Annotated in this window: 16 protein-coding genes; 8 read left to right on the top strand and 8 right to left on the bottom strand. The window is 76.6% G+C overall.

The annotated features are described in order from the left end of the window. The first annotated feature begins 149 nt into the window (after positions 1 to 149). Positions 150 to 2,309 (top strand): DEAD/DEAH box helicase, encoded by a 2,160-nt coding sequence (locus tag ACI78U_RS13940; RefSeq protein WP_456875920.1) that lies wholly within the window; start codon positions 150 to 152, stop codon positions 2,307 to 2,309. On the opposite strand, the gene ACI78U_RS13935 is transcribed toward ACI78U_RS13940, so the two are convergent. Further along, positions 2,292 to 4,157: a nitroreductase/quinone reductase family protein gene (locus ACI78U_RS13935; protein WP_456875919.1), complete on the bottom strand. Its 1,866-nt coding sequence runs from the start codon at positions 4,155 to 4,157 to the stop codon at positions 2,292 to 2,294. The two genes, ACI78U_RS13940 and ACI78U_RS13935, sit on opposite strands and share 18 nt — an antisense overlap. Before the next feature lie 288 nt (positions 4,158 to 4,445). On the opposite strand from ACI78U_RS13935, the gene ACI78U_RS13930 reads away from it, so the two are divergent. The 4 genes from ACI78U_RS13930 to ACI78U_RS13915 all read left to right on the top strand — a co-directional run bounded on the left by ACI78U_RS13930 (position 4,446) and on the right by ACI78U_RS13915 (position 7,717). After that, positions 4,446 to 5,027 (top strand): flavodoxin domain-containing protein, encoded by a 582-nt coding sequence (locus ACI78U_RS13930; protein ID WP_456875918.1) that lies wholly within the window; start codon positions 4,446 to 4,448, stop codon positions 5,025 to 5,027. Positions 5,028 to 5,203: 176 nt separating this feature from the next. Continuing rightward, positions 5,204 to 6,259, top strand: a complete 1,056-nt coding sequence (locus ACI78U_RS13925) for a patatin-like phospholipase family protein (protein ID WP_456875917.1) — start codon at positions 5,204 to 5,206, stop codon at positions 6,257 to 6,259. A 229-nt stretch (positions 6,260 to 6,488) separates the two neighbouring features. Next, positions 6,489 to 7,316 carry a hypothetical protein gene (locus ACI78U_RS13920; protein WP_456875916.1) on the top strand — a complete coding sequence of 276 codons (828 nt, stop codon included), beginning with the start codon at positions 6,489 to 6,491 and terminating at the stop codon, positions 7,314 to 7,316. 68 nt (positions 7,317 to 7,384) lie between these two features. After that, a complete protein-coding gene (locus tag ACI78U_RS13915; RefSeq protein ID WP_456875915.1) occupies positions 7,385 to 7,717 on the top strand; it encodes a hypothetical protein in 333 nt (110 codons plus the stop codon). Positions 7,718 to 7,748: 31 nt separating this feature from the next. Here the strand turns inward: ACI78U_RS13915 and ACI78U_RS13910 are convergent, their stop codons facing one another. From ACI78U_RS13910 to ACI78U_RS13895, 4 genes are read right to left on the bottom strand one after another with little or no spacing between them, the layout of a single operon-like run. Continuing rightward, positions 7,749 to 8,597 carry a tryptophan 2,3-dioxygenase gene (locus ACI78U_RS13910; RefSeq protein ID WP_456875914.1) on the bottom strand — a complete coding sequence of 283 codons (849 nt, stop codon included), beginning with the start codon at positions 8,595 to 8,597 and terminating at the stop codon, positions 7,749 to 7,751. Between the two features lie 57 nt (positions 8,598 to 8,654). Then, complete coding sequence (locus ACI78U_RS13905) at positions 8,655 to 9,035, bottom strand: hypothetical protein (protein WP_456875913.1); 381 nt, start codon at positions 9,033 to 9,035, stop codon at positions 8,655 to 8,657. Further along, positions 9,032 to 10,969, bottom strand: a complete 1,938-nt coding sequence (locus ACI78U_RS13900; RefSeq protein WP_456875912.1) for a primary-amine oxidase — start codon at positions 10,967 to 10,969, stop codon at positions 9,032 to 9,034. The genes ACI78U_RS13905 and ACI78U_RS13900 overlap by 4 nt, the downstream gene beginning before the upstream one ends. A 35-nt stretch (positions 10,970 to 11,004) precedes the next feature. After that, positions 11,005 to 12,498 (bottom strand): APC family permease, encoded by a 1,494-nt coding sequence (locus ACI78U_RS13895; RefSeq protein ID WP_456875911.1) that lies wholly within the window; start codon positions 12,496 to 12,498, stop codon positions 11,005 to 11,007. Positions 12,499 to 12,747: 249 nt separating this feature from the next. On the opposite strand from ACI78U_RS13895, the gene ACI78U_RS13890 reads away from it, so the two are divergent. Together ACI78U_RS13890 and ACI78U_RS13885 are read left to right on the top strand one after the other, a co-directional pair. Then, entirely contained in the window at positions 12,748 to 14,229 is a 1,482-nt protein-coding gene (locus ACI78U_RS13890; RefSeq protein WP_456875910.1) for an APC family permease, read from the top strand. 10 nt (positions 14,230 to 14,239) lie between these two features. Beyond that, complete coding sequence (locus ACI78U_RS13885; RefSeq protein WP_456875909.1) at positions 14,240 to 14,995, top strand: IclR family transcriptional regulator; 756 nt, start codon at positions 14,240 to 14,242, stop codon at positions 14,993 to 14,995. A 39-nt stretch (positions 14,996 to 15,034) separates the two neighbouring features. On the opposite strand, the gene ACI78U_RS13880 is transcribed toward ACI78U_RS13885, so the two are convergent. From ACI78U_RS13880 to ACI78U_RS13870, 3 genes are all read right to left on the bottom strand, one after another. Further along, a complete protein-coding gene (locus ACI78U_RS13880; protein ID WP_456875908.1) occupies positions 15,035 to 15,925 on the bottom strand; it encodes a class I SAM-dependent methyltransferase in 891 nt (296 codons plus the stop codon). A 191-nt stretch (positions 15,926 to 16,116) separates the two neighbouring features. Next, the gene (locus tag ACI78U_RS13875) at positions 16,117 to 17,475 is read right to left on the bottom strand and encodes a circularly permuted type 2 ATP-grasp protein (protein ID WP_456875907.1); all 1,359 of its coding nucleotides are present in this window, start codon (positions 17,473 to 17,475) and stop codon (positions 16,117 to 16,119) included. Next, the gene (locus tag ACI78U_RS13870) at positions 17,472 to 18,353 is read right to left on the bottom strand and encodes an ATP-grasp domain-containing protein (protein WP_456875906.1); all 882 of its coding nucleotides are present in this window, start codon (positions 18,351 to 18,353) and stop codon (positions 17,472 to 17,474) included. The genes ACI78U_RS13875 and ACI78U_RS13870 overlap by 4 nt, the downstream gene beginning before the upstream one ends. 117 nt (positions 18,354 to 18,470) lie before the next feature. On the opposite strand from ACI78U_RS13870, the gene ACI78U_RS13865 reads away from it, so the two are divergent. After that, the gene (locus ACI78U_RS13865; RefSeq protein WP_456875905.1) at positions 18,471 to 20,480 is read left to right on the top strand and encodes a glucuronyl esterase domain-containing protein; all 2,010 of its coding nucleotides are present in this window, start codon (positions 18,471 to 18,473) and stop codon (positions 20,478 to 20,480) included. The last annotated feature ends 2 nt before the right edge of the window (positions 20,481 to 20,482 follow it).

Raw genomic sequence — 20,482 nt, 5'->3', positions numbered from 1 at the left:
GCCCGCTTCGTCCACGCGTCGATCCCCGGGGGATCCGCGGACCGGCGACCGGGGCACCGGGTCCCGTCGCCGGGACGCCCCCGCCGGCACCGGCGGGACAGTGCAGCGTGCTGCCGGGCACCCGTGCCCGGCAGCCAGAGGAGGAGTTCGTGGCCCGACCAGGCCGGCGCCAGACCGCCGCCCGCCGATCCACCCCGCGCGACCAGCGCCGGGGACGGCAGCGCGGCGACGTCGTCGCCGAACTCGCCCGGACCGTCCGCGAGGTGGAGGCGGCCGCCCGGCGCGGCCGCGTGACGCCCTCGGTGCGGGCGACGTTCCAGGCCGTCGCCCTGGTGCTGCGCGACCAGCGGGCCCGCGTCCGGGCGGCCGACCTCAGCGAGAGCCGGCGGGCCGAGCAGCTCAAGCGGCTGGACGGCATCGCGACCATCCTCGCCACGACCGCCGTCCGCGACACAGGGCTGCTGGCGCTGCTGGCCGACGACGCCGTCGTCTCCGACGAGGCGCGGGCGCTGTCCCGGGAGCTGCTCGAGGCCGCCGGGATCGAGCCCGCCCCCGAGGAGGCCCCGCCGGCGGAGCCCGCCGCGACGCCCGCCCCGCCCGAGCGCCGCGTGGTGCCGCAGTCGGTGGTCTCCCGGCAGCTGGCCAACCCCTTCCTCGCGCCCGACTTCTCCGCCGTCCCGCCGCGCCCGGTCCGGCCCCGGCGGCTGGCCGGCTGGGAGCTGATCGGCCCGCTGCTGAACTCCTTCGAGCGCGCCGGCGACGGCAACGCGGCGGTCATGGACCTGCCCGTCCCGACGTCGCGCCGCGGACCCGCCGGCCTCGAGCTGATGCCGCACCAGGCCCGGCTGGTCGCCGCGGCCGAGGCCGGCCACCGCACCTTCCTGCTCGCCGACGAGCCCGGTCTCGGCAAGACGGCGCAGGCGCTGCTCGCCGCCGAGGCGGCCGACGCCTACCCGCTGCTCGTGGTCGTGCCGAACGTCGTCAAGACCAACTGGGCGCGCGAGGCCGGACGCTGGACCCCCGGGCACCCGGCCACCGTGGTCCAGGGCGACGGCGACGCGGTCGACGGCTTCGCCGACATCGTCGTCGTCAACTACGAGGTGCTCGACCGCCACGTGGGCTGGCTCGGCGACTTCGGGTTCCGCGGGATGGTCATCGACGAGGCGCACTTCATCAAGAACAAGACCTCGCAGCGGTCGCAGCACGTCCTCGGGCTGTCCGAGCGCATCCGGTCGCGCACCGCGCGGCCCCTGCTCATGGCCCTCACCGGCACGCCGCTGATCAACGACATCGACGACTTCCGGGCCATCTGGCAGTTCCTCGGCTGGATCGACGAGTCCGGGCCGCGCGGTGAGCTCCTGGAGGCGCTCGAAGAGACCGGCCTGACGCCGGCCGACCCCGGCTTCTACGCCGCCGCCCGCCGGTGCGTCGTCGACCGGGGCATCGTGCGGCGCCGCAAGGTCGACGTCGCCGCCGACATCCCCGCCCGCCGGATCGCCGACCTGCCCGTCGAGCTCGACGGGCCGGCGGGCCGGTCGGTCCGGGCGGCGGAGGAGGAGCTGGCCCGCCGGATGGTGGCGCGCTACGAGACCGCGCTGGCCAACCGCGCGGCCGGTGTCGAGGAGCTCGACGGCGGCATCGACCGGGAGCTGGTGCGCCGGGTGGCCCGGGCGGAGCTGAAGGACGCGAGCACCGGCACGGGCGAGAACGTGTTCGGCATGATGCGGCGCATCGGCCGGGCGAAGGCCGGCCTCGCCGCCGACTACGCGGCCCAGCTGGCCCGCAGCGCGGGCAAGGTGGTCTTCTTCGCCAAGCACGTCGACGTCATGGACGCCGCCGAGGAGACCCTCGCGCGGCAGGGGGTCCGGTACTCGTCGATCCGCGGTGACCAGACGCCCTCGGCGCGGCAGAGGCAGATCGACGCCTTCGTCAGCGACCCCGGCGTCGCCGTCGCGGTCTGCTCGCTGACCGCCGCCGGCGTGGGCCTGAACCTGCAGGTCGCGTCGAACGTCGTGCTCGCCGAGCTGTCGTGGACCGACGCGGAGCAGACCCAGGCCATCGACCGCAGCCACCGGATCGGCCAGACCGAGCCGGTCACCGCGTGGCGGGTCATCGCCGCGCAGACCCTCGACGCCCGCATCGCCGAGCTGATCGACAGCAAGGCCGGGCTGGCCGCGCGGGCGCTCGACGGGTCGGACGAGGAGGTCACCTCGTCGGCCGACGTCCAGCTCGAGACGCTCGTCGCCCTGCTGACCGACGCGCTGACCGCGGCGCCGCGGCTGGACGCGGGCTCACTGACCGGCAGCTGACCGGCGTCGGGCGGGCGGCGCGTCCGGCCGGGCCGCGGAGCCGGAGCCCGGCACCACGCGGAAGACGGGGAACCGGTCGGCGACGGCGGCGATCTCGTCGACGGCGAGGTCCGGTCCGACGCCGAAGAACGCCCGCGCCTCGCGGGCGACCGCCGCGGTGCCCGGTCGTCGTCCCGCCCGCAGCACGTAGGAGCGGATCACCGGAGCGCGGTCCCCGACGGGCACCTCGGCCAGCGTCACCGCCCGACGCCGCCCGCCGCGGGCCAGCACGACGCGGCCCCCGGCCGCCCGCACGTTGCGCACCCACTCCGAGTCGCCGGTGAGGGAGACCAGGTGGCCGGAGCCGTGGTGCTCGGCCCGGACCAGGGTGGTGCGCCGGAGCACCCCACTGCGGCGGCCGGGCACCTCGAGGGTGACCACGTAGCCCGGGCTGAGCCCGAGGGCGGTCAGCACGTGTCCCAGCCACTGCAGCCGCGCGTACCACCGGGGTGGCGGCCGGTAGCGGTGCGCCCGGGGGTCACCGAGTGGCACGACGAGGCGGTCGGTCCTCCGCCGGGGGCCGTCGCGGGCGTCGAGGGCGAACGCGCGCAGGACCTCCGCGGTCCGGACCCTGAGCGGGTACCCGTGTCCGGGCAGCAGCACCCGGGGCTCGAGCGCGGCCAGCGCCGCGATCGAGCGCAGCGCCGTCGGCCGGTCCCAGGTCGTGTACCAGGGCGGCCCGGCGAGCCGCTGCCGGCCCGAGAGCGCACCGGGGACCGAGTCCAGGTCCACGGTCACCAGCGCGTCGCCGGAGACCAGGACGCCGTCGCCCCGGCGCAGGAAGGCGACGGAGCCGGGCGTGTGCCCGGGCGCGGCGATCCACTGCCAGTCGGGCAGCCCGGGGACGACGCCGTCGGGGTCGAGGGGCCGGGCGACGTCGGTGATGTCCCCGGCCGCCTCGATGCGGGCCCGCGCGCGGGCCGGCAGCAGGCGCATGACCGGCACGACCACCCAGTGGTCCAGCGGCATGTCGAACTCGGGCAGGTACCTCCCGGCGGCCATGGGCAGCTCGTCCGGGTGGAGGTAGACCGGCACCTGCCAGGCACGGGCGAGGTCGCCCGCTCCGGCGGAGTGGTCGGGGTGGACGTGGGTGAGCAGGATCGCCGTCGGACACGCGCCGGGGCCGAACAGCGACTCCGCCGCCTGCCGGACGGCCTCCGCGTCGCCGGCCCAGCCGGTGTCGACGAGCACCCACGAGTCGCCGGAGCGGACCAGGTAGGCGTTCGAGGCGAGCACCCCGGGGCCGAGCGCGACGGCGTGCACGTCGCGGGCGACCTCCGCCGGTCCCCGCCGTCCGGGCGGGGGAGGCCACCGGTCCGGCGTCTGCTCCAGGTACTGCCCGAGGCGGGCCCACACCCGCCGCTCGAGCCGGGCCCCGCCGGCACCCAGCAGCGGAGCCGCCGCACGCCAGGCCCCGCGCGGCCGGACGTCCCAGGACCAGCGGGCCCGGGTCCCGCCCTCGACCGGGTCGAACGTCTCCTGCCCGTCGACGTCCATGGCCGCCATCCGGATCCGGAAGGCCAGCCGGTGCGGCCGCTCGTAGCCGGTCAGCTCGGTCGTCGTCTCGCCGTGCCGGCCCAGGCCGGCGACGGTCTGCCGGAACCGTGTGCCGACCCCGATCGGGCCGGGGGTGGTCTTCTCGGCCCGTAGGACGCGCGGGTTGTAGCGGGGCTCGTTGCGGGGATCGGCGAGGACGTCGAACACCTCGTCCGGCGGGCGGGCGATGCTCACCTCCCCGCCGATCCGGATCACCACGGCCCCGCCGGCGTGGGCCGCCCGCTCATCGGTCCGGTGCAGGTCACCGCGCACCCCCTCGGCCCGGCAGCGGGACCGGGGCCCCGCCGGACTGTCGTCAGGTACCGGAGCGTGTCCGGTCGGCGCGGGGGCCGGTAGGAGCCCTGGGGCCCACCCGGGTCGGACCATCGTCCCGTTCTCCGGCGCTCCTCCCTCCTCGGGGCTGGACCGGACGGCTCACCGGGCCGTGGCCTTCGCCCCTACGCCGGGCGCGCCGCACGCCGGACCCTGCAAGGCAGGGAGCCGTCGCCACCGCGACGGTCCCGCCGACCGGACGTCCTGGGTGCAGAGGTGGTGGCCGTCATGGCGAGGATCTACATCCCCTACTCGACCGGGGAGGGGCAGACGGCGAGGATCGCGGACTACATCGCCGACGTGCTGCGGGCCCACGGGCACCAGGCGGACACCGCCGACATCAGGCGGTCCGAGGGCGCGGTGCCCGGCGGGTACGACGGGGTGATCGTGGGGGCCTCGGTCCACATGGGGAAGCACGACGGCCACGCCGTCGACTACGTGCGGGCGAACCGGGCCGCGCTCGAACGGCTGCCGTCGGCGCTGTTCTCCGTCAGCCTCGCCGCGCACGGGGACCCCGAGGAGGCCCAGGGCTACGTCGAGGAGTTCGAGCGCGGGACGGGCTGGCGCCCGGCGAGGATCGCCCTCTTCGGCGGCGCCCTGCTCTACACGCAGTACGGGTTCCTCAAGCGGCACATGATGAAGAAGATCGCGAGCGAGAAGCCCGGCCACCTCGGTACGGACGTCTCCCGCGACTACGTGTACACGGAGTGGGACGGCGTGCGGCGGTTCGCCGAGGACTTCCTGGCGGACCTCACGTCCGGCGGGGTCGGGCGGGGTCCGGCGGACGTGCCCGCGGGCCGGGTGACCTGAGCCGGGGACCGCCCGGATCGCCTCTCGGCCCGACGGACGTCCCGCATCCCCCGCGGCCAAGGGCCTGCTCGGGCCAGGGACTCTCGGCGTGCAGGACCTGCCCTCGTCCTCCGGACCGTGCAGCGGGCACGGACCACGCTGGGTCCACGAGGTGGTCCGAGCGGAGGAGGGGCACCGTGACCTCAGCGACCGGCGGTCCCGGACCTGCGGCCACCGTCCGGGGGACGCCGGTCGGGCCGCCGCGGCGTGGCCTGGTGATCGGGGCGGGTGCCGCCCTCGGTGGTGCGTGGGCGCTCGGTGCACTCTGCGCGCTGCACGAGTTCGAGGGTTACGACCCGGCGGGGGTCGACGTGGTGGTGGGCACCTCCGCCGGCTCGGTGCTGGCCGCACTGGTCGGCTGCGGCGTCCCGCCGCGGCAGATGGCCGAGCGCCTCACCGGCAGCGGGTCCGACGTCGTCGGCACGGAGGCGGTCAACGCGCTCGACGTGGTGGACCGCCTGCACCGGGCGCTCGGGGACGTCGGGCGGCCGATCCCCCTGCCCGGCAACCCGGCGCTCGCCACGCGCGTCCTGCGGCGGCCCGGCCGGCACACCCTGTTGACCGCCGCGGCGGCGCTGGCTCCGCGGGGTCGCGGCCTCCTGGCGCCGGTGGGCGAGCTGGTGGAGGAGTACCACGAGGGCGTGGGTTGGCCGGACCGCCCACGCACCTGGGCGGTGGCGACGGACTTCGACTCCGGCCGCCGTGTGGTCTTCGGTCGCCCCGGAGCACCGGTGGTGCCCCTGCCGGCAGCGGTGATGGCCTCGTGCGCGGCACCGGGCTGGTTCCCTCCGGTGCCGGCGGCCGGGCGTCGCTGGGTCGACGGGGGAGCGGTGTCGGTCACCAACGCCGACGTGCTCGTCCGTGAGGGGCTCGACGAGGTCGTCGTGCTGGCGCCGATGGCCCTCGCGGGTGCCGATCCGCGTCGCGGCGTCGTCGCGCGCCTCGAGGGCGGCCTGCGCCGGTACGCCACCGGGCGCCTCGAGCGGGAGGTCGGCCGGCTGACCGCGGGGGGCAGCCGCGTCCGCGTCCTCGCCCCGACGCCGCAGGACCTCACCGCCATCGGCCCGAACGTCATGGACGCCGGGCGTCGGTGTGCGGTGTTCGACACGGCGTTCATGACCACCGCGGCCGGGCTCGGCCCGCGGTCGCACGCCGGCGGTGACCCGGCAGTGACCCCCCGGGCGACCGTCTGAGCGCACGGCGGAGGGCTCGGGAGCCGGCCGCCGTCAGCCGTTCCGTGCAGATCGCCGCGCGGGAAGACGCCCGGGACACGGCTCGGGGTCCCTACGCTCCTGCCATGGGCAACATCGGCAAGGAAGTCCGCCGGATCGAGGTCCTGCCCGTGCCCGGGCCGACCCCTGAACCGGCCGCGCCGGAGCGACCTGAGCCGCACCGGGAACCGTCTCCGACGAGGTAGCCGCGGTGGACCCCTACGGCGGCTTCGAGCCGCAGGTGGGTCAGATCAGGGCACTGCGCACCTTCCGGATCGGTCCGGACGGTGTCCTGTACCCCCTGTTCTCGGCCGGTCCGTGGCACGACGGTGTCAACACCGCGCGCTGCCTGAAGCAGGACCGCCCACCGCACCCCAGCCCCGACCCGGAGTGCACCTGCGGGTTCTACGCCTTCGGCGGGGAGCAGTGGGTCGGTGACCACCCGCGCAGCCGCCACGTCCTCGCAGTGGTCTCCTGCTGGGGGCACGTCATCGCCGGGACCCGCGGGCTGCGCGCCGAGCACTGCCGGATCGAGGCCCTGTGGTTGTCGGCGGCCGTGCCGGAGGAGCTCGCCGAGCGGGTCCGCCGGAACCACCCCTCGGTCGCCGTCCACCGGGACCGGTCCCGGATGCTGGCCGAGCACCCGCCGACCGAGCTGGAGTGCTACGAGCCGGCCGGCCCGGGGAGCGGCCACCGCGCCGGCCGGCTGTGGTGGTCGGTGGCGATCGCGGCGGCCGTGCTGGGCGTCCTCCCCGCCCAGTGGCTGGGCGGTGCGCAGAGCGCGGCGCTGCTGACCATCGTCCTGGGGACCGCCTTCGCCGTCGCGGCGCTGCCCCTCGCGGGGCGGGGTCGCGACGCCCGCAGCTCCGGCCGGCGGCTGCTCTGCCTCGCGACCTCGATCTGGCTCTTCGCCGCCTTCCTGGGGCCGCTCGGTCTGGTGTTCGTGCGACTGCCGCTGCTGCAGGCCGCGTCGATCGCCGGCCTCCAGCACCTGTGCGTGCTCGTCGAGGGCCGGCGCATCCCGGCCCAGATCCCCTGACCGCAGGTCCTCCGGCGGGGCGCCGAACCCGGTTGCCGGGAGGCGGGGTGCCCTGGGAGCGTCGCGGCATGCCGCCCGGGGACGTGGCCCCGCTGTACGAGCCGTTCCTGGCCACCGCGGAGGCCGTGGCCAGGGAGCGGCCCGAGGTCGACCCCGAGGCGGCGCGCGAGGTGTTCACCGAGGCCGCGACCCTGCTCCACGACGGCCTGGCCCTCGACGGGCTGGACGACCACGACGCGCGGGTCGTCGTCGCCGGGCTGTGCGCCGACCTGGTCGCCGGGGACCCGGGCGCCGCGGTGCGCGCGCGGGCGCGGGTGGTGGCCACGGACCCCGGGGACCTGCACGACCCGGAGGGCGTGGCCGCGGCCTACCTGGCCGCCGCGGCCGTCCTGCAGCTGTGACCGCCGGGCCGCGGACGGTCCCGCGCGCGGCTCAGGCGCCGATCCGGGTCCGCACCGCGTAGAGCTCCGGGAAGAAGGTCAGGTCCAGCGCGCGGCGGAGGAAGTCCACACCCGAGCTCCCGCCGGTGCCGGTCTTGAAGCCGATCGTCCGCTGCACGGTCCGCAGGTGGCGGAAGCGCCACAGCTGGACGGCGTCCTCGAGGTCGACGAGGTCCTCGCAGGTCGCGTACTCGGCCCAGTGCGTGTCGGTGTCCTCGTAGACCGCCTGGAAGACCGGCAGCAGCGACTCCTCCTGCACCCACGCCCGGCGCACGTCCCGGTGCAGGACGTGCTCGGGGACCGGGTGCCCGGCGCGCGCCAGGAAGCGCAGGAAGGCGTCGTAGACCGTCGGGGTGTCGAGCAGGTCGGCCAGCATGGCGTGCGCGTGCGGCCGGGACTCGAACACCGCCAGCATGCGCCCGTTCTTGTTGCCGAGGACGAACTCGACGGCGCGGTACTGGTAGGACTGGAAGCCCGACGCGTTGCCCAGGACGCCCCGGAACTGCGCGTACTCGCTGGGCGTCAGGGTCGCGAGGACCGACCACTGGTCGGTGATGGTGCGGAAGACGTGCTTGACCCGGGCCAGGCCCTTGCGCGCGCGGCGGACGTCGTCGGCGTCGAGGTGGGAGCGGACCGCGCGCAGCTCGTGCAGCGCGAGCTTCAGCCACAGCTCGGTGGTCTGGTGCTGGATGACGAAGAGGAGTTCGTCGTGGTGGTCGCTGATCGGGTGCTGCGCGGACAGCAGCTCGTCGAGGCCGAGGTAGCTCCCGTAGTCCATCCTCCCGCTGAAGTCCGTCGCCACACCGGCTTCGATCTCGCGGACGCCGTCCTCGATCGCCATGACGCCTCCCTCTCCGGTCCGGACGCTAGCCCGGTCCGGAGCGGGAGGCGTCCGGGGTCAGCGCCGCAGCGCCACCGCCCCGGCGACCAGCAACTGCCCGGCCACCAGGCCCAGCCCGAGCCAGCCCAGGACGCCGGGTCCGCCGGCGTGGACGTGGGCCGCGCCGTGCCCGGCCGGCACCTGGACGTGGACCAGGAGCATCGCGGCGTCCAGGCCGGCGGTCAGCCGCCACACCGACGGCGTCGGCGCGCGCCACAGGTGTCGGGCGCAGCCCAGGCAGACCAGGGCCATGCCGGCCATGGCCAGCGAGCCCAGGGACGAGGCGTCGAGGAGCAGGAGGTGCACCAGCGCCGAGGCCACCGCGAGCCCGGCGGCCGCCCGGCCGAGGGCGGGCGCCCCCGGCCGGGCGGCGACGGCAGCCGTCGGGACGGTGGTCACGCGCCGTGGCCGCCCTCGCCGGCGCAGTGCGAGGACGCCGACCCCGGCACCCCGAGCGCCGGGTTGCGGTCGAAGAAGCCGACCGGCTTGAGCGTGAAGCCCGAGTAGTCGGTCGGCATGACCGGCCAGTCCTCCGGGCGCGGGAAGTGGGTCAGCCCGAAGGTGTGCCACAGGACGACGTCGGTGTCCTCGAGGGAGGCGTCGTCGGCGACGAAGGACGGCAGGCCGCCCTCGCCGGGGTGCTGGTTGACGAAGTCGCCGGCCGGATAGCGCTCGGCCGGGTCGTACTCGGTGACCCACAGGCTCCGGGTCGAGAACGTGGCCCGCGCGTGGATCGAGGACCGCTCGTCGGCGAGCAGCACCGGCGCGTTCAGCGGGTGCAGCGCGTACCCCACCGGCTGGCCGAGCCGGTTGGTCTTGGACGGGTTGACCACGTGCCAGGTGCGCCCGACCGTGGCGTCGGTGAGCCGCTGGGCCTCCGACTCCCGGGTCAGCGGGGTGGACCGGCGGGTGAAGGCGTTGCCGTAGGGGTTGGTGTCCTCGTCCATCGGGAGCCGGACGGCGTCCACCTCGTGGACGGTGTTGCCGGAGCCGTCGGCCGCGTCCACCGCCATGTCCAGCCGGGCGGAGAACAGGTGCTGGTGGAACGGCGCCCCCAGCCCCGGGGCGACCTCGGTGGCGTAGGGGTGCTCCTCGCCGCGGTAGGACGAGGTGAACACGATGCCGGTGGCCTTGCTCTCCAGCTGGATGGTGCCGTCGGTGTAGAGGTACCAGTAGAAGCCGTAGTCGTAGTTGCCGATGGTCGTGAAGAAGCTGATCACCAGGCGGCGGGAGCGACGGGTCTCGGCCATCCCGTTGAACAGGTCGGTGTGCTTCCAGCCGACGCCGTAGTCCTCCTCGTGCAGGCAGATCGCGTTGCGGATGGTCCGCGGTGCGCCGTCCTCGTCGGCCAGGGTGGCGTCGAGGTAGTGGATCTCCCCGAGGCAGTCGCAGCCGAGTTCCAGGGAGTTGGTGTATCGGGCGAAGAGGTACTCGCCGACGTCGAAGTAGTTCTGCCAGAACCGCACGGGGGAGGGATCGGCGTAGGGCACGACCATCTCCGCGATCGAGGCGCGGTGCACGACCGAGCGGCCGTCGACGGACAACTGGTGGAGCACGAGGCCCTCGCGGGCGTCGAAGCCGACCCGGAACTCCCAGCCGGCCCAGCGCACGACGTCGTCGTCGACGGTGAAGCTCGGGCCCTCGGGCTGGGTGATCTCGATCGGCTTGAGGTCGCGCACCGGCGAGGGGTGGGTCGCCTGGTCGAGGTCGGCGCGCTCGGCGGGGACCGGCAGGTCGTAGTGGTCGTGCACGGCGGTGGTGGTGCCGCCGGTGATGTCGACGTAGGCGACGACGCCGTCGACCGGGTGCGCCCAGGGCAGGTCGGACTCGTCGGCCTGGTGGAAGCCGAGCACCCGCACGATCCGGTGACCGAACTCGTCGGGGAAGTAGGACCCGGCCGACAGCGGCACCGCACGGACCTCGGCGACGTCGAGGCCGCGCTTGGCCATCGCCGCCACCCAGCGCTCGTCCGCGGCGAGGATCGGCTCGATCGCCTCGAACTCGGCGTCGAGGATCGGCACCTGCCCGTCGGCGATCCCGTCGATCTCGCGGTCCTCGACGACGGTGCCGCCGGTGATCGAGACGACCAGGTCGCGGCCGTTGCCGGTGGCGCGGTCGAGCAGCAGCGCGCGGACCCGCCGCTCGACCGGCTCACCGGGGCGCCAGGCCCGGACGTCGCGCTTGTGGGGCTCCTCCAGCCCCACGTAGACGAACTTGCTGCTCTCCCTCACCAGGCCCGCGTCGCGGACGATCGCGGTCGCGGCGGTGATCTCCTCGGCGGTGAGCCGGGACAGCGGGTGGGTGACGGCGGTGCTGGGGGCGGTGAGGGTCATCTGGTCCTCCGGTGGGTGCGGTGGTGCGGGGTGGGTCAGATCAGGGGGGCCTCGTCGGCCGGCGTGGCCCGGGCCAGGTCGCGGGCCGCGTGCGGGCGGGCCCGGGCCAGCAGCCAGCCGGCGCCGAGCGCGACGGCCAGCAGGACGCCGGCGCCGACGCCGAGCGGTGTCGAGCCGCCCATCAGCAGCGGCAGGTTCCGCACCAGCAGGCCCAGGATGAGCAGGAGGCCGACCAGCCCGAGGGCCGGTGCGACGAGCGTGTGCCAGGGACGGCCGTCGACCCCGGTGCGCCGGAAGAACACGATCACCGCCAGGCAGGCGAGGGCCATGAGGACGACGATGCCGACGCTGGCGATGCCCGCGAGCCAGGTGAAGACCTCGAGCACCGGGTCCAGGCCGGCGATCGCGCACACCGCCATCAGGACCGCGCCGACCGCCGACGTCACCAGGGAGGCGACGTGCGGCGAGGCGTGCCGGGCGTGGCTGCGCCCGCAGGCGACGGGCAGGACCCCGGTGTTGCCCAGCGAGAAGAAGTAGCGCGCCAGCACGTTGTGGAACGACAGGATGGCGGCGAACAGGCTGGTCACGAACAGGACGAGCATGACGTCGGCGGCCACCGTCCCGACGAAGTCGGCGGTGGTCGTGACCACGATGCCGCCCGGGTCGGCGGCCGCCGCCTCGACGATGCGGCTGTCGCCCCACGCGCTGACGATGGCCCAGGACGAGAGCGTGTAGAAGACGCCGATGACGACCAGCGCGACGTAGGTCGCCCGCGGGACGGTGCGCTCGGGGTCGCGGGCCTCGTCCCGGAAGATCGCCGTGGCCTCGAAGCCGATGAAGCCCGCGATCGCGAACATCAGGCCGATGCCCGGGGAGCCGGAGAGGATCTCGGCGGGCGTCACGAGCGCCGAGGACAGCCCCTCCTCGCCACCGCCCCGGCCGATGACGGCGGCGTCCAGCACCAGCACGATGCCGACCTCGGCGACCAGCAGGACGCCGAGGACCCGGCTCGAGAGCTCGATGTGCCGGTAGCCGAGCAGCCCGGTGACCGCCAGCGCGAGCGCCGTCCAGAGCCACCACGGCAGCGACGGCCCGCCGTACCCGGCGATGAGGTCACCGACCAGGAAGCCGATGTAGCCGTACACCGCGCCCTGGACGGTCACGTAGCTGACGAGGGCGACCAGCGCGCTCCCCAGCCCGGCGCCGCGGCCGAGACCGGTGCCGACGTAGGAGTAGAAGGCGCCGGCGTTCGGCACGTGGCGGGTCATCGCGGTGAAGCCCACGGCGAAGAACCCCAGCACGACGGCGGCCACCACGTACATCGCCGGGTAGCCGGCGCCGTTGCCCGCGGCGATGCCGATCGGCACCGATCCGGCGATGACGGTCAGCGGTGCGGCGGCGGCGACCACCATGAACACGATCGCGCCGGTGCCCAGGCGGCCCTCGAGGCGGTGCGACGGCGGGCGGCCGGCGACGCCGGGGCCCGTCGGCGTCGCCGAGGTCGGGGGCGGGTCCGAGACTGTGGCCATGGCGGCCTCCGGGGGTGCGGCAGCTCCGGGCTGCCGGGAGGGGCGAGCGGGGCGCCTGGAGCCTGACCTGTGCTGATGTGACCGGGGTTACACGACCGTCATCTTCGCGCAACATCGGCGTAACGCCGAACGGGACACGGGCCGGCCGGTTTCTCATTCGGGACCCCGTGCGGACGCGACCCGGGACGCCCGGCCGTGCGGATACGCTCCGCTCCCGTCAGCGGGGACGTGCACCCGGAGGGAGTGGTCGTGCGCCGCCCCACCCCCACCGCACTGCCCGGACGGTCGCCCGTGGCGGGTCTGCGCCGCCGCCGGCTCGGTCTCGCCGAGGTCCTCGCGCAGTCGGTCGCGACCCTCGCGCCGTCGGCGGCGATGGTCGCCGTCCCGTCGATCGTGCTGGTGCAGGCCGGGAGCCGGACCCTGCCCGCCCTCCTGTGCGCCTCCGTGCTCGTGGTCCTCGTCGGCTGGTGCCTGACCCAGTTCGCCCGCCGGATGGCCGCGGTCGGCGGCACGTACAGCTACACCGCCAAGGGCCTCGGGCCCGGCGCGGCCCTGGTCGGCGGCTGGGCGCTGGTCATCGGGTACGCCGCGGTGGCCATGGGGGCGCTCGTCGGCGCCGGGATCTACCTGGCGGGCGCGGTGGGTGTCCGCGCCTCCACGCCCGCGGTCCTCACGGGGGTCGTCGCGGTCGGCGTGGTGGTGGGCGCGTGCGCGATCCGCGGCGTCCGGGTGTCGGCGCGCGTGACGCTGGCGCTCGAGGTCGTCTCGATCACCCTCGTGCTGGTCGTGCTCGCGGCGCTGCTGGCGGCACTGCCGGCCGACGGGGGCACCGCCGCTGCCACCGTGGACCGCCCGGTCGACTGGCCCGCGGCGGCGGTCGGGGTGGTCCTGTGGGTCATCGCGTTCATGGGCTTCGAGAGCTCCGCCACGCTGGGGGTGGAGGCGCGGCGGCCGCTGGTCACCGTCTCCCGGGCGGTGCTGTGGACGCCGGTCGTGGCCGGGGTCCTGTTCGTGCTCGCGACGGTCGCCCAGGTGGCGCTGCTGGGCCGGGCGCCACTGGAGGTGTTGACCGGCCCGGCGCCACTGGCGGCCCTGGCCGACCGCGGCGGGCTCGCGTGGCTGCCGACGGCGCTCGACCTCGGTATCGCGGCGTCCTTCTCCGCGGGGGTGGCCGGCGCGGTCAACGCCCTGGCCCGGGTGCTGTTCTCGATGGGCCGGGAGGGGGTGCTCCCGCGGTCCCTGGGGCGGACCCACCGCCGCTTCGAGACGCCGCACGTGGCGCTGGCCGCCGTCCTCCCGGCCGTCGTCGGGGTGCCGGTCGCGGCGCTGTCGCTGGGCGCGGGCCCTCGTGCCGTGCTCACCGACCTGCTCACCGTGTCGGTGTTCGGATACGTCGTGGCCTACGCGCTCGCCTGCTCCGCCATGCCGGCCTTCCTCCGGCGGATCGGGGAGCTCACGCTCCCGGCCCTGGTCGCCGGGCTGGCCACCGGCGGCGTGTGGCTCGTGGGCCTGGGCGTCGCGGTCGTCGGCGGGTCGTGGGGCGGGGGCCGGACGGCGGCGCTGGTCTTCCTCGGCGCGATGGTCCCGGGCCTGGCCTGGTTCGCGCTGCTGCGGGTCCGGTCGCCCGACCGGCTGCGGGCCGTGGGCGTCTACGACCAGGCCACCGTCGGCAGCGTGCTCCCCGGCAGCGTCCGCGACGGGTCGGGACCACGGTCCCGGTCCCTCCCGTGAGGCCGCCGCGGTGACCCCCGACGTGGACCGGGGACTCACCGGCCGCCAGCCCAAGGCCGTGCAGAGCGCGCTGGCCATCCTGGAGACGGTGGCCCGCGTCGGTGCGGGGATCACGGCCAAGGAGGTCGCCGAGGAGGTGGGCCTGCCGGCGGCGACGACCTACCGGCTGCTCAACCTCCTCGTCGCCGAGGAGTACCTCGTGCGGCTCCCCGACCTGCACGGCTTCGCCTGCGGGCGGAAGGTGGCGGGCCTGGCCGGCAACGGGGGGCGGGTCCACGTGCCCACCGCCGCGCGCGACGTCGTCGGGGACCTGCGGCAGCGGATGCGCTTCGGCGTCCACCTGGTCCTCTACTCCGCCACCACGCTCCGGTGCGCGGACGTCGATCCCGACCACCCGCTGCGCGATCCCCAGGCGGTCGAACGCCACCTGCACGCCTCGGCCGTGGGCAAGCTGCTGCTCGCCGAGCAGCCGGACTGGCGCGAGGTCGTCCACCCGAGGCGCCTGCACCCGGTGACGGCCCGCACCGTCGTCCGGCCGGCCCAGCTCGACGCCGAGATCGACGCGGTCCTGGCCGGTGGCGTCGCCGTGCAGGCCGGCCAGGTGCACGAGGGCGTGTCCTGTGCCGCCGTGCCGGTGCGCGCCCCGTCCGGCGAGCTGGTCGCCGCCGTCGCGATCACCGTGCCGAGCGAGGACGCCTCCGTGGCGCGGGCTCGGGCGGCCGACGTCGTCGAGTACGCCGACCGGCTGGGCCCGCTGCTCGGCTGACGGGGGAGCGCGGTCCTCGCACCGGGTCGGGACGGATCGTCAGAAGCGGTGGTGCAGGACGATCGTCCCCCTGCGGGACCAGGCCGTGCTGTGCGACGACAGCCGGTAGTACGTGCGCAGCAGCGGTGGGAACCGGGCGACTTCGGGTTCCCTGCTGAGCAGGATCTCCCGGACCAGGTGCAGGCGCGGGTTCCAGCGTTCGAACTCGTGCGGGTCGTCGATGCCCGGGAACCTGAGGAGCCCGGAGACGGCCTTGGTGCCGGGGACGTGCCGGGTCGCCCAGACCGCGAAGCGGGAGTAGCTGTTGAAGGCGATCTCCCCGGAGGGGAAGTGGCCGACCAGCCGGTCGAGCAGGGCGGACACCTCCGCCCCGTCGAGGAACCCCATCAGACCGTCGGCGACGACCACGGCCGGCCGGTCGGACGGGACGGCGTCGAGCCAGCCCTCGTCCCGCACGTCCGCCCCGATGACACGGGTCTGCGCGCGCGGGGGGATCGCGGACTCCCGGAAGGCGGCCACGGTGGGGAGGTCGACGTCGTACCAGTCGACCGTCGCCGGCGGGGCGATCCGCGCCCACCGGGTGTCCAGCCCGGCGCCCAGGTCGAGCCCGACGCCGTCGGGGTGGCGGGCCAGGAACCCCGCCGCCACCTCGTCCATGCGCTTGGCCCGGAGTGCGCAGGTGTTGACCAGGTTGGCGTCGATGCGCCGCCGGCCGACGTCGTGGTCGAGCCCCCGGACGACCTCGTCGGCGAGGGTGTCCCCGAGGATCGGGTGCGGGGAGCGGCTGTCGAGTGCCCGGGAGTCGAGCGTCACGAACAGGCTGTCCTCCAGCGGCGTGAAGGCCGGCAGCGTGGTGCCCATCGGCGTGGCCTCTCGTGGAGTGGTGCACGGCGTGGCGAGGGCCGCCGGGGTGCCGGTCGGGCACGGCACCGGAACCGTGCCCCGCCCGCGGTCACCGGACCCGGCCCGTCGACGGCGCGTGCCCTGGGGCACCGGCGGTCCGCGGCCGCGATCGCGGGCAGCGGCGGCCCCGCCGATCTGGCCCCCGTGCCCGCCAGCCAAGCACCGCGGGGGCGAGCCGCTCCAGGGCACTTCGGCCCTCGGTCGGAGCGCCGTCCCCCTCAGCCGACCACCCAGGTGTCCTTCCCGCCGCCGCCCTGCGAGGCATTGACCACCAGCTCGCCCTCGGTCAGCGACACCCGGGTGAAGCCGCCCGGCAGCACGACCGTCCCGTCGTCGGCGCAGAACGCGTACGGCCGGTAGTCCACGTGCCGCGGCACGAGCGCGCCGTCGACGACCGTGGGGTGGGTCGACAGCGCCACCGGCTCCTGGGCGATCCACTCCCCGGGGTCGGCCAGGACGGCGGCCCGGGCCCGCTCCAGCCGGTCGGCGTCCGCCCGCGGGCCGATGAGCACCCCGTGCCCGCCCGAGCCGGACCGCGGCTTGAGCACCAGCTCGGGCAGCCGGTCGAGGACCTCCCGGCACACCGCCGGGTCGCCGAGGTCGTAGGCCGGCTGGGAGCGCAGCCGCGGTTCCTCGCCGAGGAAGAAGCGGACCAGGTCCTCGACGTAGGGGAAGGTGCGCTTGTCGTCGGCGACGCCGGTGCCGAAGGCGTTGACCACGGTCACCGTGCCGGCCCGCAGGGGGCGCAGCAGCAGCTCGCCGAGCTCGTTGGGCCGGCCGTCGTCGCCGGTCAGCCGCTCCTCGCTGGTGCGCCGCCAGACGAGGTCCACCCGGCGCCCGTCGGGCAACAGGAGGTCCTCGCCGCGCAGGGTCAGCTGCGCGGGCAGCACGACCGGCGCGCCGGCCATCTCCCCGAGCCGGTCGATCTCCCAGGCCACCGCGCTGCGCGGCCCGTCCCCGAGGACGGCCACCACCGGGTCGGGGACGTCGGTGGCGGCGGCGAGCATCCGCCGCACCGCCGCGACGGCGGCCTCCCGCACCGGCGGCGGTCCCGGCTGCACGCCCAAGCGGGGGGCCACGAGGTCGCGCGCGGCCAGGGCGTAGGCCAGCAGCGTCGGCGTCCGCACGTTGTCCTCCAGGACGACGAGCCGGCCGTCGGCACCGCGGACGAGGTCGGGGCCGGCCATGCCGATCCAGCGCCGCGGCGGCGGCAGGCCCGGCGTCAGGTGGCGGTTGGTGTCGAGCACCGCGGCCGGCACGACGCCGGCGCGGACCGCCTCACGCGGGCCGTGCGCGTCGGCGACGAAGGCCTCCAGCGCCCGGAGCCGCTGGGTGAGGCCCGCGGCCAGCTCCTGCCACTCGGCCCGCTCCAGCACCCGCGGCACCGGGTCGACCGTGAACGGGTGGGACTCCCCGGCGGGCCCGTGCTCCAGGCCGAGGTCGGCGGCCGCGCGGGCGACGTCCGCGGCCAGCGCGCCGGGGCCGTACGCGCGGACGGCGGCCAGCGCCGCCGCCGCGTGCGCCCGGTCGCCGCCACCGGGTAGCAGTGCCTCGTCGAGCCCGCCCTCGGGGCTCACGCGGCCGCCGCCGCGCGCTCCGCGGCCGCGCGCTCCGCGACGGCCAGGGCGGCGCGGGCCACCCACCGTCCCTGCTGCGGGTCGGTGACGTCGAAGCCGAAGGGCGCGTTGGCCTCCAGCGCGAGCAGCCGGCCGCCCGGCTCGACCAGCAGGTCGACGCCCATCAGGCCCCCGCCGAGCCCGGCGACCATCCGCCGCGCCAGCTGCGCCATCTCCGGCGGCGCCTCGTACACCCGCGGGTACACCGTCCCGTGGGTGACCAGCGCGCCCTCCTCCCGGGACTTCTCGTAGACCAGGGAGGTGGTGGTGGGCGTGGCGAAGACCCGCGCGCACGCCGGCTCGGCGATCCACTCCTGCAGCAGCGACGCACCGCGCCGGTGGCCGCCGGCCGCCTCGTGCTCCCGCCAGCCGGCCTCCACCTCGCGGGCGGCGTCGAGGTCGCCGACCAGTTCGATGTAGCGGGCGCCGTCGCCGAGGGAGGGCTTGAGCACCATCTGCCGACCGGGCATCGGCCACTCCCGGACCCGCGCCAGGTCCCACGCGGCCGGCTGCGGCACGCCGGCGGCCGCCCACACCGCGTGGGTCACCAGCTTGTCGGCCGAGGCGACCAGCGAGGTGACGGGGTTGAGCAGGGGCACGCCGGCCGCCTCGAGCAGCGTGGCCAGGGCGAAGGTGGGTGCGTAGGCCACCACCTCCTCGACCAGCACGTGCGCGATCGCCAGGTCGTAGCGGCCCGGTGGCGGGCCGGTGACCGGCCAGTCGTCCGGGATCCGGGCCAGCCGCTCGACCTCGGCGCCCTCCTCCTCCAGCGCCCGCACCCAGGCGGCCGCGTAGCCGGCGTCCTCGTACCAGTCCTCGTCGGTGATCACCAACAGCACGCGCACAGCGCTCCCTGTGCCCGCGCTCCGTCCCCGGCGAACCACCCGCCCGCCGCAGCACGGACGCAACACGTGGAACACCCCGGCGGACACGTCCCGGACCTACCGTGCGGGCGCATGACGCAGGTGGTGCCCGACCGGCCCCGTGCCCAGCGGTCGGCCGCGGCGCGCCGGCGGCGCTACACCGCCGAGCTGGCCGGGGTGCTGCCACCGAGCGGGCCCTTCGAGGCGTGGCTCGCGGCCGGCGGCGGCCTGGCGCCGGACTTCGCCCGGCTGCCGGCGCGCACCGGCCTGTGGTCGCCGGCGGAGGGGGTGGCGGGACCGGGCGGGTGGCCGGCCCGGCGCGCGGTGCTGCGCGCCCGCTGGCGCCGCTGGCTGACCGGGGACCTCCCTCCCGTGCCCGGCCGCACGGCCGTCCGCGTGGACCGGGTGCGGACGGCGGGCGGCGTGGAGGTCCGGGAGCTCACGGTCGGCGGGTCCACGGTCGGCGGGTCCACGGTCGGCGGGGGCTGGTCGGTGCGGGCGCGGCTGCTGCTGCCGGTGCCCGCGGCCGGCGTGCGCCGCGACGTCCCGGTCTACCTCCTGCAGTCCAGCCACGGGCCCTGGGCGGACGCCGCGCTGGCCCGCGGCTGGGGCGCCTGCCTGGTGTCCGCCGCCGACGGCGACGACGACACCGAGGCCGTCGAGCGGGTCTTCCCCTCGGTCGTCGCCGGCCGACTGGCCTGGCGGGCGTGGGCGCTGTCCCGCGTCCTCGACGCGCTGGCGGACCAGCCGGGGGTGGACGCCCGCCGGGTGCTGGTCGGCGGGCACAGCCGCAACGGCAAGACCGCGCTGCTGGCCGCCGCCTTCGACGACCGCTTCGCCGGCGTGGTGTCCAGCTCCAGCGGCGTCCTCGGCGCCATCCCCGCCCGGCTGTGCACCGACCGGCACTTCGGCGAGGGCGTGGAGCTGCTCACCCGGCACTACCCGGGCTGGTACCACCCGCGGCTGCGCTGGTTCGCCGGGCGGGAGCACCGGCTGCCCACCGACGCCCACGAGCTGCTCGCCCTGGCCGCGCCGCGGCCGGTGCTGGTGTCGGTGGCGGTCGAGGACCCGGTCGAGCGCGTCCCGGCCGCCCGCGCCGCCGTCGACGCCGCGCGGGAGGCCTGGGCCCTGCTCGGCTGCGGCGACGCCCTCGAGCTGGCGCTGCGCCCGGGCGGGCACCGGGCCGACGAGACCGCGGTGGCCGGCCAGCTGGACTGGGCGCAGTCGGTGCTCGGCGGCCCGCCCCGCCGTCGCGGGCGGGCGCCGGCGGAGGCGTCCCCGGTCCCGTGGCCGGCCGACCGCCTGCGCCCGGGGCCGCGGCCGGTCCGCGGTGCGGAGCTGCGCGCCGCCGTCCGCGCCGCGCTGGGCCCGGCCGGGACCGCCGCCGGCGTCGCGGGGGAGGGGGACCTGCAGACCCCGGACGGCGTGCCGGTCACCGTGCTGCGCCCGCCGGACGGGGGCGACGGCCGCGGGCTGGTGCTCTGGCTCGGCCCGCCGTGTGCGGCGACCGGCTGGCGGGCCGGGTACGAGCAGGCCGAGCCGCTGCCGGCGCTCCTGGCCGCGGCCGGCTGGGCGGTCGCCTGCCACGACCCGGTCGGGAGCGGCCCTCGGCACGCCGAGCGGCCCGGGCCGGGTTCCTCCCCGCTGGGTCGGATGACCGCCGACGCGGCCGCCGTGGCCGCCGTCGCGGCGGCGGCCACCGGGCACCGGCAGGCCTGGGTCGCCGCCTACGGCACCGGGGCGCTGGTGGCACTGCACCTGGGCGCCCTGGGCACCGGACCCGGGGACGTGCCGCCGGCCGGGATGGTGCTGGCCGCGCCCACCTGCGGGGAGCCGCTGCTGCGGGCCCGGCCGGGGTACACGCTGGCCGACCTGCTCACCGCCACGGCGGACCGCCCCGCGGTGGTGCTGGACCCGGCCTGGGACCCCGAGGCGCCGCCCGGCGCGGTGGCCGCCGCCTGCCGGGCCGCCGGGGTGCCGCGGGTGCCGCTCGCCGACTGGCACCGGCTCTCCGTCGCCACCCGGTCGGCGATGGTCGACTGGCTGGACGCGCACGGCCCCCGGAAGGACCGCCGATCGGCCGGCGACGGGGGCCGGCGCTGACC

The sequence above is a fragment of the Geodermatophilus sp. SYSU D00710 genome, assembly GCF_054050195.1.
This window is presented reverse-complemented; position numbering and strand designations above follow the sequence as displayed.

Coding starts and splice junctions, on each gene's coding strand:
- ACI78U_RS13930 (WP_456875918.1), top strand. CDS start 4,446: ATGGCGAGGATCTACATCCCCTACTCGACCGGGGAGGGGCAGACGGCG.
- ACI78U_RS13915 (WP_456875915.1), top strand. CDS start 7,385: ATGCCGCCCGGGGACGTGGCCCCGCTGTACGAGCCGTTCCTGGCCACC.
- ACI78U_RS13910 (WP_456875914.1), bottom strand. CDS start 8,597: ATGGCGATCGAGGACGGCGTCCGCGAGATCGAAGCCGGTGTGGCGACG.
- ACI78U_RS13900 (WP_456875912.1), bottom strand. CDS start 10,969: ATGACCCTCACCGCCCCCAGCACCGCCGTCACCCACCCGCTGTCCCGG.
- ACI78U_RS13895 (WP_456875911.1), bottom strand. CDS start 12,498: ATGGCCACAGTCTCGGACCCGCCCCCGACCTCGGCGACGCCGACGGGC.
- ACI78U_RS13865 (WP_456875905.1), top strand. CDS start 18,471: ATGACGCAGGTGGTGCCCGACCGGCCCCGTGCCCAGCGGTCGGCCGCG.